The organism is Arthrobacter sp. QXT-31 (genome assembly GCF_001969265.1).
Lineage (GTDB): Bacteria > Actinomycetota > Actinomycetes > Actinomycetales > Micrococcaceae > Arthrobacter.
The window spans coordinates 2,425,085-2,438,518 of the sequence record NZ_CP019304.1; the positions used below are offsets into that span (position 1 = coordinate 2,425,085).

Annotated in this window: 9 protein-coding genes; 5 read left to right on the forward strand and 4 right to left on the reverse strand. The window is 67.9% G+C overall.

Going from position 1 to position 13,434, the window contains the following annotated elements; all coding sequences use genetic code 11:
- Positions 1-33: 33 nt before the first annotated feature.
- The 3 genes from BWQ92_RS10990 to purB all read right to left on the reverse strand — a co-directional run bounded on the left by BWQ92_RS10990 (position 34) and on the right by purB (position 7,370).
- Positions 34-5,001 (reverse strand): NAD-glutamate dehydrogenase, encoded by a 4,968-nt coding sequence (locus BWQ92_RS10990; RefSeq protein WP_076799546.1) that lies wholly within the window; start codon positions 4,999-5,001, stop codon positions 34-36.
- Between the two features lie 129 nt (positions 5,002-5,130).
- Entirely contained in the window at positions 5,131-5,796 is a 666-nt protein-coding gene (locus BWQ92_RS10995; RefSeq protein ID WP_076799547.1) for a histidine phosphatase family protein, read from the reverse strand.
- Between the two features lie 131 nt (positions 5,797-5,927).
- Positions 5,928-7,370, reverse strand: coding sequence for an adenylosuccinate lyase (purB, locus tag BWQ92_RS11000; protein ID WP_076799548.1), 1,443 nt, complete (start codon positions 7,368-7,370; stop codon positions 5,928-5,930).
- A gap of 204 nt (positions 7,371-7,574) precedes the next feature.
- Between purB and BWQ92_RS11005 the strand changes: the two genes are divergently transcribed.
- Together BWQ92_RS11005 and BWQ92_RS11010 are read left to right on the forward strand one after the other, a co-directional pair.
- Entirely contained in the window at positions 7,575-7,895 is a 321-nt protein-coding gene (locus BWQ92_RS11005; protein WP_076799549.1) for a hypothetical protein, read from the forward strand.
- Positions 7,895-9,490 carry a PE-PPE domain-containing protein gene (locus BWQ92_RS11010; RefSeq protein WP_076799550.1) on the forward strand — a complete coding sequence of 532 codons (1,596 nt, stop codon included), beginning with the start codon at positions 7,895-7,897 and terminating at the stop codon, positions 9,488-9,490. Before BWQ92_RS11005 ends, BWQ92_RS11010 begins: the two co-directional genes overlap by 1 nt.
- Here BWQ92_RS11010 and BWQ92_RS11015 read toward each other — a convergent pair.
- On the reverse strand, positions 9,444-9,872 hold the full coding sequence (locus BWQ92_RS11015) for a phage holin family protein (protein WP_076799551.1): 429 nt from the start codon (positions 9,870-9,872) through the stop codon (positions 9,444-9,446). The genes BWQ92_RS11010 and BWQ92_RS11015 overlap by 47 nt on opposite strands.
- Positions 9,873-9,932: 60 nt before the next feature.
- Between BWQ92_RS11015 and hisC the strand changes: the two genes are divergently transcribed.
- From hisC to BWQ92_RS11030, 3 genes are all read left to right on the forward strand, one after another.
- Positions 9,933-11,051 carry a histidinol-phosphate transaminase gene (gene hisC, locus BWQ92_RS11020; protein ID WP_172804276.1) on the forward strand — a complete coding sequence of 373 codons (1,119 nt, stop codon included), beginning with the start codon at positions 9,933-9,935 and terminating at the stop codon, positions 11,049-11,051.
- Between the two features lie 148 nt (positions 11,052-11,199).
- Positions 11,200-12,423 carry a pyruvate dehydrogenase (acetyl-transferring) E1 component subunit alpha gene (pdhA, locus tag BWQ92_RS11025; RefSeq protein WP_076799553.1) on the forward strand — a complete coding sequence of 408 codons (1,224 nt, stop codon included), beginning with the start codon at positions 11,200-11,202 and terminating at the stop codon, positions 12,421-12,423.
- Positions 12,423-13,403, forward strand: a complete 981-nt coding sequence (locus BWQ92_RS11030) for an alpha-ketoacid dehydrogenase subunit beta (protein WP_076799554.1) — start codon at positions 12,423-12,425, stop codon at positions 13,401-13,403. The genes pdhA and BWQ92_RS11030 overlap by 1 nt, the downstream gene beginning before the upstream one ends.
- Positions 13,404-13,434 lie beyond the last annotated feature (31 nt).

A 13,434-nucleotide genomic window follows, 5' to 3' on the forward strand; every position in this document is an offset into this window, starting at 1 on the left:
TTGGCGCCGCGCTGTTACGGACGGGCCATGTGACTAGGGCCGGACCAGGGTCCGCAGGAGCTTCAGGGCCACCGAGATCGAGGCGATGTCCACCTGACCGGGCCTGGTGACCTCGGCGAAGGTGTCCTTGATCCGGGCCAGCTGCTCCTGGTGTCCGCGCTCCCAGGCCACGATGCGTCCGATCGGGTCGGGGGCGGACGGGTCGGCGTCCAGGGTGTGCTGCATGACCGAGACCGTCATGTCCGCCACGGCGGAATAGACGTCGTCGCGCAGGGCCACCCGGGCGAGGGCTTCCCACCGGTTCTGGCGCGGCAGGTCCGTGATGCGCAGCAGCAGGCTCGCGGCGCCGATGCGCTGGAACACCGTGTAGTAGAGGTCGGCGATCGTGGCGATGGGCTCCCGGATCTGTTCCGACACGAGCGAGATGTCCAGCAGCCCGAAGCTCTCCAGCATGTCGGAAGCCCGCAGGCCCAGCTCGTGCGGCAGCCCCACCTGGTCCCAATGGGCGAGGCGGTCCTGCACGCGGTCCAGGTCAGATCCGCGCAGGTAGTCCACAGTGCGGGTCCGCAGCATCTCCAGCGTTGGCATGATCCTTGCCAGGGACGCTGTGATGGGCTGGTCCCGGTGGTCGTGGGTCACGTACCAGCGGGTGGCCCGGTCGAGTATCCGGCGCATGTGCAGCGCCACCTCGGCCGCATGCTCGGTGGGAAACTGGGGCGGAAGGGCGGCAATCCGGTCCACGAACCATGGCAGGTCGTACACTTCACGGGCCACCACGAAGCCCTTTGCCACCGCCGCGGGGGTGGCGGTCGTTTCCTCGATGGCGCGGAAGGCGAAGGTGATGCCGCCGAGGTTGATCATGTCATTGGCCACCACGGTGCAGATGATCTCGCGGCGCAGCGGGTGGCTGTCCAGCTCGGCGTCGAAGCGCTCGGACAGCTGGTGCGGGAAGTAGCTGCGGAGCACGCCCCGGAACCAGGGGTCATCGGCGAGGTCGCTGGCAACGAGGTCGGCGGCGAGCTCGATCTTGGCGTAGGCGGCCAGGACGGACAGTTCCGGGGCGGTCAGACCGTGGCCGGAACGGAGCCGTTCGTGAAGCTCTTCGGTGCCGGGCAGCGCCTCGATGCCGCGGTCGAGGTCCGCGGCGGTCTCCAGCCAGTCCATGGCCCGTTCGAAGCCGGGGCTCCAGTTGGCCACCAGGTGCCGGTCGTTGAGCAGCAGCACGTTCTGGTCCGTATTGTTCCTGAGGACCAGCCGCGCCACCTCCTCCGTGAGGGAATGCAGGAAGCCGGTCCGTTCAGCGGGGTCCATCCGGCCGGCCGCAATGACCCGGTCCAGGAAGATCTTGATGTTGACTTCGTGATCGGAGCAGTCCACCCCTGCGGAGTTGTCGATGGCGTCGGTGTTGAGCAGGACTCCGGCCAGCGCGGCCTCGATGCGGCCGCGCTGGGTCACCCCGAGGTTGCCGCCTTCGGCCACCACCCTGGCCCGCAGCTCGGATCCGTTGATCCTGATGGGGTCGTTGGCCTTGTCGCCGACGTCGGCGTTTGTTTCGGTTCTGGCCTTCACATAGGTGCCGATCCCGCCGTTGTAGAGGAGGTCCACCGGTGCCCGGAGAATTGCCTGGAGGAGTTCCTGCGGCGCCAGTTCGGCGGTGCCGGGCTCCAGCCCCAGGACGCGCCGGACCGGCTCCGTCACCGTGATCGACTTGGCCTGACGGGAGTAAACGCCGCCGCCCGCACTGATGAATGCCGCGTCGTAGTCGGCCCAGGACGAGCGGGACAGTCCGAAGAGGCGCCAGCGCTCGAGGAAGGAGGCCGCCGGGTCCGGGTCGGGGTCCAGGAAGATGTGCCGGTGGTCGAAGGCTGCCACGAGGCGGATCTGCGGGGAGAGCAGCATGCCGTTCCCGAAAACGTCGCCGCTCATGTCGCCGATGCCGGCCACGGTGAAGTCCTCGCTTTGGGTGTCGAGCCCCAGCTCCCTGAAGTGCTCTTTTACCGACTCCCAGGCACCCCGCGCGGTGATGCCCATCTGCTTGTGGTCGTAACCCACCGAACCGCCTGAGGCGAAGGCGTCCCCCAGCCAGAACCCGTATTCGCCGGCGATGAGGTTTGCGGTGTCTGAAAACGTAGCGGTCCCCTTGTCGGCGGCCACCACCAGGTAGTAGTCGTCGCCGTCGTGGCGGACCACGCGCTCGGGCGGGACCACTGTTTCCCGGCCTTCTGTTGAACGGGCACCGCTTTGTCCGACGGCGGGCAGGACCAGGTTGTCGGTCAGGTCCAGCAGGCCGCGGATGAAGATCCGGTAGCACTCCTGGCCCTCGGCCAGCCAGGCCGCCCGGTCACCGGCCGGATCCGGCAGCCGCTTGGGATAGAAACCGCCCTTCGCCCCAGTGGGCACGATGACGGAGTTCTTGACCACCTGTGCCTTCACCAGGCCAAGGACCTCGGTGCGGAAGTCCTCGCGACGGTCCGACCAGCGCAAACCGCCGCGCGCCAACGCGCCGAAACGCAGATGAACGCCCTCCACGCGCGGAGAATACACCCATATTTCGTACTTTGGCCGCGGCAGGGGCGAACTGTGGATCGCGGCCGGGTTGAGCTTGATGCTCAGGTGGGGCTTGCCCTGGTAGTAATTGGTCCGAAGGGTGGCCTCCACGAGGTTCATGAACGTCCGCAGCAGCCGGTCGGCGTCGAGCACGGGAACGTCGTCGATGGCAGCCAAAAGTTCCTGCCGGGATTCTGCTGTGGCGTGGAGCCTTTCGTCAGCGTCCAGCTGCGGATCGAACTTGGCGGCAAACAGCTTCAGCAGGGCACGCGTGGCGCGGACGTTGGCCAGCAGTGTTTCGGCGATGAACCCGTAGGAATTGGTGGTTCCCAGCTGCTGCAGGTACTTGGCGTAACTGCGCAGGATCACAACCTGCCGCCAGGGCACCCCCTCACGGATCACCAGTGCGTCAAAGCTGTCGGACTCGCTGTCTCCCCTCATCGCCGCGGAAAAGCAATCCGCCAGCCGGCCGCCCACCCGGGCGGGGTCAACGCCGCCGGGATACTTCACGCCGAGGTCGTACAGGTGCAGCTCGCGGCCACCGCGCCGCAGGCCGAAGGGCCGCTGGTCCAGCACCTCCACGCCGAGATTGTGCAGGAACGGTAGGAAGGTTGTGAGGCTGCGGGGCCGGGTGAGATAGAGCCTGATCCGGGAGCTTCGGGCAGCGGCCGGGGAGGCGCCGGCAGGCCGGGCCGGGGCATAAACGGTCAGGACCGGATCATCCGGGTCCCGGCCGCCCTTTCCCTCCAGGTCAAACTCCTCGAACTTGCCGATGTCCCGGATGGCCTCGTCCGGGCCGTACTCCGCGCGGTAGCTGGGCGGAAAGGCGCCGGACCAAAGTCCCGAAAGCCTGGCTGCCTTAGGGCCCGGAAAGCGGTCCCTGAGTGCTTCGTCCAGCCCTTCAGCCCAGGAGCGCGTGGCAGACAGGACCTGCCGTTCCAAGGTGGTGGCAGCGACGTCCGGGGTCGCACCGGGCGCCAGCAGGAGCCGGAAGAAAACGCGGGCCATGGGGGAATCCCCCAGCCGGACTTCGAACTCCATGTCCTGCGGCCGGAAGGCGTGGCGGAGGACATCCTCGATCCTGAGCCGGACGGCGGTGTTGTAGCGCCGCCGGGGCAGGAACACCAGGGCGTGGACAAACCGTCCCGGACTGTCCGGGCGCAGGAAGAGCCGGGTCCGGCGGCGCTGCTGCAGGTCAAGGATGTCGCTGGCCAGCCGGGCCAGGTCATCGACGCCGATGGAGAACAGTTCATCGCGTGGAAATGACTCAAGGACCGCCAGTGCATCCTTGCTGCGCTGAGACCGGGGCGTGGATTCGAGGTGTTCCAGCACCGCGGCCAGTTTGTCGCGGATCACCGGTATCCGCCGCACGGACTGGCTGGAAGCGCCAGGGGTGAAGAGGCCAACGAAGTGCCGCTCGCCGGTCACCGTACCCGCGGCATCAAACATCGGAAGCCTGAGCTCGTCCAGGTAGGAAGCCCGGAGAACCCTTGAGCGGAGAGCGCAGGTGGTGAGCGTCAAAACCTGTCCGTGCCAGGACGCTTCCTCGTGTCCGCCGTCCACGTGCGCACCGCCCTCCGGTTGGCCGCCGTCGTCCGCCTGTCCGCCGTCGTCCATAAGGGGACGGCGCAGCAGTCCCAGCGCATTGCCAGTCCGCGGCTCCGCGTCTTCCTTGCGTTCCGCGTACCCCAGGAACGTGAAGTTGCCGTCGTCCAGCCACCGCAGCAGGTCACGGACCTGGTCCGGCGGTGGAGCGGACGACGCGGGGAAACTGTCCACGGAGGCAATCGCAGTAGTCACGGCATCCTGGATGGCAGCGGAGTCCTCTGCAGCCGCGCGGACATCCTCCAGTACCCGGCGCAGATTGGCGATGAGCGCGGCAGCCCCGGATTGCCCGGATTCGTCCGGTTCTCGGGACTGTCCGGACTGTCCTGACTGTTCGAAATGCGCGGGGACCCGGTCGATTTCCACGGCCACCCAGGTCTCGGTGGCGGTCCAGGCGCCGGCCGTTTCGCCAGACGCGCTGGCCGGTTCCTGTTCGGGCAAAGACCCAGCGGCCAGCCCCGACCTCGAAGGTCCATGCCGCAGGTCCAGGAGCTGGTGGGTCCGGGAGTCCCGCCGTGCCAGGAAGGTGGGGTGCACCAGCAGCCGGATCGCCGCGTCCCCGCGCGTCAGTTCAGCCGCGACCGAGTGGACAAGGAAGGGCATGTCGTCCGCGACGATGGCCACGACCGTTGCGTCCGGATCGTTCAAAACGCCGACGGCGGCCTGTCCCGGTGCGCGCTCCGCCGCCACAGACAGGTGGTACAGGGCGCGCTGGCGCAGGATGCCGAGGCTGTAGTCCGCGATGTCTTCCCCGGACACGTGCTCGTAGTAGTCGGTCAGGAACGACTCGCCGGGCAGGAAGGGGCCGCCCCCGCCGTTTCCGTCCCTCGGCACCGTTTCTTGCGCCATGGCAGTGCGCCTCCACCGTGGGGGAGCCGCCGCAAGCCGCGGTTTCCGGTCCTGTCCCCACGCCTGCTCTCATGATGGCCGCCTCCCGGACGCGAGTCCAGTGCGGCGGGCTCCCGGGGCGGCCCGGACTTAGCCGGTGGTCTTTCCCATCGGGTCCTCGGCGGTGGGGTCGGCCAGGGCAAGGCCGCCCACCGGGCTGGCGTCCCAGTGGATCAGGTTCCAGCCGCCGTCGGGGTCGCCTTCCAGCGCCACAATGCCGGTGTTGGCCAGGATGTGCCGGGCGGCGAACTGCATATCGATGTTGTCCGCGCGGTGGCCTGCCCACACGCGGATCGCGGCACCATGGCTCACCACGGCGGCTGCCCCGGTGCCAGCGGCTTCTGCGGCCACCTTGGCGATGGCCGCGTCGTAGCGCCCGAAAAACTCGTGCCCGTCCGGTCCGGCAGGCATCCTGCGGTCAAAGTCGCCGTCACTCCAGGCGAAGACGGTGCTCATGTACCGCCGGTGGGACTCATGGTCCGTCAGCTTTTCGAGCGCGCCCGCCTCGATTTCGTGGATGCCGTCCAGGATCTCCACCTCGAGGCCGAGCTCGCGGCTCAGCGGTTTGGCGGTGATCTGCGTGCGGAGCAGGGTGGACGCGTAGAGCGCGCTGATCGGCTCGTTCACGAGGGCCCGCGGCAGGGCCTCTGCCTGACGCTCGCCGAGTTGGGTCAGGCCGGGACCCGGGTGCGCTGTGTCCAGCTGCCCCAGCACGTTTCCGGGAGTTTCGCCGTGGCGGATGAGCAGCAGCCTCATGGTTTTCGCGTTCCTTGTCATCGTCGAAAAAGGTTGGCGGGATGGGCCGCCTGCAGCGGAACCGCTGCCTTGCGGGCGCCGCCGGAAACGAAAGCGGTGCCGGGCCGCAGGGCCCGGCACCGCCGTCGTACTTATTTGAGGTGGTCCACCAGCTGGTCCGCGATGCCGGTGTACTTGCCCGGCGTCAGGGCCAGCAGCCGTACCTCGGCATCAGCGGAAAGGCCCAGGCTCTGGACGAACTCCTGCATCCGGGCGGCGTCCACGCGCTGGCCGCGGGTGAGGTCCTTAAGCCGCTCGTACGGGTTTTCCATGCCTGCGACGCCCGCGATCGCCTCCGCGCGCATTACCATCTGGATCGCCTCGCCCAGGACTTCCCAGTTGGTGTCGAGGTCCTCGGCGAGCACGCTCTCCGCGACATCGAGCCGTTCCAGGCCCTTGGCCACGTTGGAGATGGCCAGCAGGGAGTGCCCGAACGCCACGCCGATGTTGCGCTGGCTGGAGGAGTCCGTCAGGTCGCGCTGCCAGCGGGACGTGACCAGGGTGGAGCCCAGCACGTCCAGCAGGCCGGAGGAGATCTCCAGGTTGGCCTCGGCGTTTTCGAAGCGGATCGGGTTGACCTTGTGAGGCATCGTGGAGGAGCCGGTGGCGCCTGCCACGGGGATCTGGGCGAAGTAGCCGATGGAGATGTAGCTCCAGATGTCCGTGCAGACGTTGTGCAGGATCCGGTTGAAGCGGGCGACGTCGGCGTACAGCTCGGCCTGCCAGTCGTGGCTTTCAATCTGCGTGGTCAGCGGGTTCCAGGTCAGGCCCAGCTTCTCCACGAACGACTTGGCCACCTGCTGCCAGTCGGCGCCCGGGACGGAAACCACGTGGGCCGCGTACGTGCCGGTGGCACCGTTGATCTTGCCGAGGTACTCGGTCCTGGCAATCCGGTCCAGCTGCCGGTTCAGGCGGTGCGCGATGACGGCGAGTTCCTTGCCCAGGGTGGTGGGCGTGGCGGGCTGGCCGTGGGTGCGGGACAGCATCGGAACGGCGCGGTTGTCCTCGGCCATCTTGCTGATCTGGGCCACGAGGGCTCGGGCGGCGGGCAGCCACACGTCCTCCACAGCGCCCTTCACGCCCAGGGCGTAGGACAGGTTGTTGATGTCCTCGGACGTGCAGCCGAAGTGCACCATGGCGGTCAGGTTCTCAATGCCGATGGCGGGCAGGCGGCGGCCGATGTAGTACTCCACGGCCTTCACGTCGTGGACGGTGACGGCTTCGATTTCTGCCAGCTCGGCGACGGAGGAGGCATCGAATTCGGTGACGATGGCCCGCAGCTGCTGCTGCTGGTCCCCGGTCAGGGGGCCCGCGCCGGGAAGGACGTTGTCCCCGGTCAGGTGGATCAGCCACTCCACCTCGACGGCGACGCGGTCGCGGTTGAGGGCTGCCTCGGACAGGTAGTCAACGAGGGGGGCTACGGCGGACTTGTAACGGCCGTCCAGCGGGCCGAGCGCGATTTGTTCCCCTGACGCGGCGAGGGCCAGGCGTCCGGAGGGCGTACGGGTATCAGCTGTGGCGGCAGTTTCAGGCATGACCTGATTCTTTCATGAAGTTCTGTGCCCGCTGAAGCGCAGGATTCCGTGTGACCTGTCCCCCACAGCCCCGCCGCCGGGCACTTCTCCACATGGACGACGCCGGCCGTTCCGCCACCGCGGTACTGCACCTTAGCGTCGTGGTCAGGAATTGCGGAAGGGGCGGTGCCGGAGCGCCGGCCCCGCAGGATTGGGGGTATCCGAATGAGCGCCAGCGTCCCGGCAGGCAGCGTCACGGCAGCGGACGCCGCGGCATGTTCGTCGCGCAGCTATGAGGTCCAGCTGCTGGCCGGGCGGGTGGAGGCCTGCGCGGAACAGGTCGATGCCGTGCAGGCCAGGTTTAGGCAGCTCCAGCTGATGGACTGGCAGTCACCCGCAGGGCTGGCGTACCGCTCCAGCCTGGGGATGCAAGCCGTTTCCCTTACCCGGGCCCGGGAGAGAGCGCTTGCCGCCTCCCTCGCCGTGCGGCGGCACTCCGTGCAGGTTGCCCGCTCGGCCCTCCCGGCCGCCGCAGGTGATTACTGATGTCGGGGACGATTCCGGGAGGCGGCGGGCAACCTGTTGAAGCCGGGCAGCTACGTTCCGTCGAGCCCAACTCCGGCGGCACGATGTCCGTGCGCGGCGGAGTGGGCGGGATCTCCTTCCAGCTCGAGGAACTGGATGCGGGGGCGCGGGGGCTCGAGGCGCTTGCACGCGATCTGGCTGCGGTGGAACTGGGCCTCTACAGGGTCTGGGGGGAACTGGGAAGCTACCAGCGGGATGAGCCGTTCAGCGGGGCGGAGGCCCTCACTGCAGTCTGGGAGGGGCAGCGTTCCGTGGCGGCGGTGCGCGAGGAGCTGGAGCGCCTGGCCGGAAGTGTGCGCGCCTGCCAGCTGGAGTACAGCGCCGCGGAGGGCGCAAACGTGCTGGTGGCGCAGCTCGGCCTCGACGCCCCGTGGCTGACCGGGCGGTGGCTGGCCGACTTTGCCCTGTCGGGGGACTGGCGCCCGAACAGGGCCAGCACGGAAGCCATGACCGGGAACGACCGTCCGCAAGGCGGCGCGATCCTGGCCGCGCTCCTGGGCACGCGGCCCGGCGAGATCGATGCCGCAGCCCGGATGGCCCTGGCCTCCGGCGGGGGGACCAGCGTGCCGGTCCTCCTTAGGATGCTGCTGGACAGGGTGAGGCCGGATCTGAGGCCGCGGCCCGTCACGGCAGTGCAGGTCACGGGACCAGCGAAGGGATCCGCGGACACTGCCGTGGACACATCCCCGGCGGGTCTTCTGGCCCGGGCCGGGGCGGTCGAGGATGCAGGGAGCGGACAGATCGAGGTCATCCAGACTTCCAACGGCGGACGGGACGCGTTCATCGTGATCATTCCCGGAACCCAGCCCGGCAACATGGGCGGCCCCAACCCCTTCGACGAGGTCGGCGTCGGTGAATCGCTGGGGTACGGTTCGGAGTACACGGCCGCTGCCATCCGCTCCGCACTGCGGCAGGCCGGCGCGGAAGCCGGGGACCAGGTGGTGGCCGTCGGGTACAGCCAGGGTGGAATCCACGCCATGAACCTGAGCCGGGACAAGGCCTTTCTGGCCGAGTATGACCTCAGGTACGTGCTGACTGCTGGATCGCCGGTGGGTGCGGTAACCCCGGAGCCCGGCGTCAGCAGCCTGCATCTGGAGCACCGGCAGGACTGGGTCCCGGGCAGCGAGGGCCTTCCCAACCCGGACACCAGGGACAGGGTGACGGTAACGCTGAACGGGCTGGTCCGGACGCCTTCCGGCGAGGACGCCGGCCTCGGCCCCGGTCACCGGCTGACCAACTATGAGGCGGGGGCCCGGGCTGTCTCGGAGAGTTCCGACCCTTCGCTGGTGGCGTCCACCGCCGTACTTGCCGGCGTGGTGGGGGCCGGAGGGGCAGCCACCGCCACCCGCTTCCAGCTGATCCGCGCGCCACAGCCGGCGGTGCCCGCCCCTCCGCTGTCACTGCCCGGCGCGGGCAGAGCAGTGCTTCCCGGGCACGTCCTGCCCGGGGGTGGTGCCAGCGGCAGCGGCGGTATCAGTGGTGCCGCGGGCGTCAGCGGTGGCGGGCCCGTCAGCGGTGGCGGGCGCCGGGCACCCGGTCTGCCACCAGCGAAATGATCGTGATGATGATGGCGGCCAGGACGGCGGTCCAGAAGAACGAATCGATCGTGAACTGCACGGGCGTGTAGCTGCTGATCCAGGAGGTGAGGTAGAGCATCGCGGCGTTGATCACGACGGTGAACAGGCCCAGCGTGAGGATGGTGATGGGCAGGGCGAGGAAACTGACCACGGGCCGCACGAAGGCATTGACCAGGCCGAAGATCAGCCCGATGAACAGGTACGCGAGGACGATGCCGGCGGCATCGGTTCCCTGGCTCACTCCGGTCTTCGCCACAGCTTCCGTGGCGGCTGTGGTGGAGATATCCAGGCCGGGCAGAAGCCAGCTGGCAATCCACAGCGCCAGGCCATTAATGATCACGCGCATGATGAAAGACCGCATGCGCCCATGCTGTCACACCCCCAAGGTCAGGCGGCCGGTCAGGGGCATAGGCTAGGTGGCATGACTTCCTCAGAGACTACGGCGGGGGGCCTGAGGCCCCGGCCGGTGGTTGACCGGCTGCCCCGTTACGCCGCCGGCAAGCCGCCCGTCGCCGTCGATGGCCTTGCCAGCTACAAGCTGTCCTCGAACGAGAACCCGCTGCCGCCCATTCCGGCCGTCGTGGAGGCCATTGCGGCGCAAACCGACTTCAACCGTTACCCCGATCCGCTGAGCACCAGGCTGCGCACGGCGCTCGCCGGATTCCTCGACGTTCCGGCGGAGGATATCGTCACCGGTGCCGGCAGCCTCGGCGCCCTCACCCAGTTGCTGAGCACCTTCGCCGGCCAGAATGACGACGGAAAACCGGACGAAGTGATCTACGCCTGGCGGTCCTTCGAGGCCTACCCCATCTGCGTCGGGCTGGCCGGGGCAGAGAGCGTCCGGATTCCCGTGACCGCAGACGGGCGGCATGACCTGGACGCCATGGCCGCAGCCGTCACAGCCCGGACCCGGGTGATCCTGCTGTGCACCCCCAACAACCCCACCGGGCCCATCCTGACGGCAGAGGAAACCGAGCGGTTCATCCAGGCCGTTCCCTCGGACGTCGTCGTCGTCATCGACGAGGCCTACCAGGAGTTCGTCCGGGTCGGGGACGCCGTGGACGGCATCAGCATGTACCGCAAATACCCCAATGTGGTGGTGCTCAGGACGTTCTCCAAGGCGCACGGACTCGCCGGCCTGCGGGTTGGCTATAGCGTTTCCCAGCCCCAGCTCACCCAGCACCTGCGTGTCGCCGCCACCCCGTTCGCGGTCTCGCAGATCGCTGAACAGGCCGCCGTGGTGTCCCTGCAGAACTTCGACCAGGTTGTAGAAAGGGTACAAAGCCTGGTGGATGAAAGGGACCGGGTGACGGCAGGCCTGCGGGACCTTGGCTGGACTGTTCCGGACGCCCAGGGAAACTTTGTCTGGCTCGAGCTTGGCGAGAACAGCGCGGAGTTCGCCCAGCTCGCCGGGGAACGGGCGCTGTCAGTGCGGGCCTTCGGAAACGAGGGGGTCCGGGTCAGCATCGGCGAGGTGGAAGCCAACACGCGGTTCCTCGAGCTCTGTGCGGTTTACACAAAACCGCCGCGGCGTTCCTAGCGCTTAACAAACAGCCGTGGCTACCTACGCCGGATAAAGTAAGGAACAGTAAGCCAAATATATATGCCTCACCGGGAATGCATTCCGTTTGAGGCATATATCCCAGCGACATTGCAACGCATCCGGATGCGGCAGGCAAGGAGACGGTATGGGCGCACATCTGCCCTCCACCGAGTTCGATGGAACGGAACTGGACGACCAGCTCGAGGCGCAGGCCGAGGCTGCCCTGGGCGCGCCTCCGGCTGAGATGGTCCAGCTTCTGGGCCCTGACGGCACGCTGGGCACGGACCCCGTGTTCTCCGAGTACGCCGGCCGCCTCGATGCCGAAAGGCTCCGGGGTTTCTACGCGGACATGGCTGCCATCCGCCGATTCGACCAGGAGGCCACGGCACTGCAGCGGCAGGGCCAGCTGGCGCTGTGGGTTCCCCTGACAGGCCAGGAGGCGGCGCAGATCGGATCCGGCCGGGCCAGCCAGCCGCAGGACTACATCTTCCCCACCTACCGTGAGCACGGCGTCGCCCTGACCCGCAACGTGGACCTGGCCGAACTGCTCCGGCAGTTCCGCGGCGTCTCCAACGGCGGCTGGAACCCCAAGGACACCAACTTCCACCTGTACACCCTGGTGCTGGCTGCGCAGACTCCGCACGCCGTCGGTTACGCCATGGGCATCCAGCGCGACCAGCGTCTGGCTGCGGTCCAGGGAGTGGACGGCTCAGCCGAACCGAAGGCGGCTGTCATGGTCTACTTCGGCGACGGCGCCAGTTCCGAGGGCGATGTCCACGAGTCCATGGTCTTTGCCTCCTCCTACAACGCCCCCGTGGTGTTCTTCTGCCAGAACAACCACTGGGCCATCTCCGTTCCCACCGCAGTGCAGACCCGGATCCCGCTCTCCAACCGTGCCAAGGGTTACGGCTTCCCGGGCATCCGGGTGGACGGGAACGACGTCGTGGCGGTCCACGCCGTCACCGAATGGGCGCTCGAGCACGCGCGCCAGGGCAACGGTCCGGTGCTGATCGAGGCCTTCACCTACCGGGTGGGCGCCCACACCACGGCAGACGATCCCACGAAGTACCGCGAGTCCTCTGAAGAGGCCCTGTGGCGGGAAAAGGATCCGCTGGACCGGCTGGAGAAGTACCTCCGCGCCGAGGGCATGGCTGACGACGCCTTCTTCGCCCGGGTTGCCGCCGAGGGCGACGAACTGGCCGCCTACATCCGCAAGTCCACCTACGAGTCGGACGCCCCGGACATCAGGACAGCCTTTGCCAACACCTACGTCGAGGCGCACCCGCTCGTGGCGGAGGAACTGGCGTGGTTCGAAGAGTACAGTGCGGGCTTTGCCGGCGAGGACGAGGGAGAAGGTGCGGGCCGCTGATGACCACCATGACCATTGCCAAGGCCATCAATGAGGGCCTGCGCGCCACGCTCAGCAACAACCCCAAGTCGCTCCTCATGGGCGAGGACATCGGACCCCTCGGCGGCGTCTACCGCGTCACTGACGGCCTGATCGGCGAGTTCGGGCCGGACCGCGTGGTGGACACACCGCTCGCGGAATCAGGCATCGTGGGCACCGCGATCGGCCTGGCGCTGCGCGGCTACCAGCCCGTTGCCGAGATCCAGTTTGACGGCTTTGTCTTCCCCGGCTTCAACCAGATCACCACCCAGCTGGCCAAGATGCACTCGCGCAGCAACGGCAACCTCACCGTCCCGGTGGTCATCCGCATCCCCTACGGCGGCGGCATCGGCTCCATCGAGCACCACTCCGAATCACCGGAAGCGCTCTTCGCGCACACCGCCGGGCTGCGCATCATCACCCCGTCCAACCCCCACGACGCCTACTGGATGATCCAGCAAGCCGTGAACTGCCAGGACCCGGTGATCTTCTTCGAACCCAAGCGCCGCTACTGGCTCAAGGGCGAGGTGGACACCGAGTCCGCCGGTCTGTCCGAGGATCCGTTCAAGGCCCACGTGGTCCGGGAGGGAACCGACGCCACCGTGGTGGTCTACGGCCCGCTCGTCCCTGTGGCCCTTGCCGCCGCCAACGCCGCGGCGGAGGACGGGCACAGCATTGAGGTGATCGACCTGCGCTCCATCTCGCCGATCGATTTCGACGCCATCGAAGCCTCCGTCAAGAAAACGGGACGGCTGGTCGTGGCGCATGAGGCTCCCACCTTCGGCGGCATCGGCGGCGAAATCGCCGCCCGGATCAGCGAACGGGCCTTCCTGTCGCTGGAAGCGCCGGTCATCCGGGTGGGCGGCTTCCATATGCCGTACCCCGTGGCGAAGATCGAAGAGGATTACCTCCCGGACATCGACCGCATCCTTGAGGCGCTGGACCGCACCTTCGCGTACTGAGGCCGGCACACACCAGCGCCTGCAGACTCTT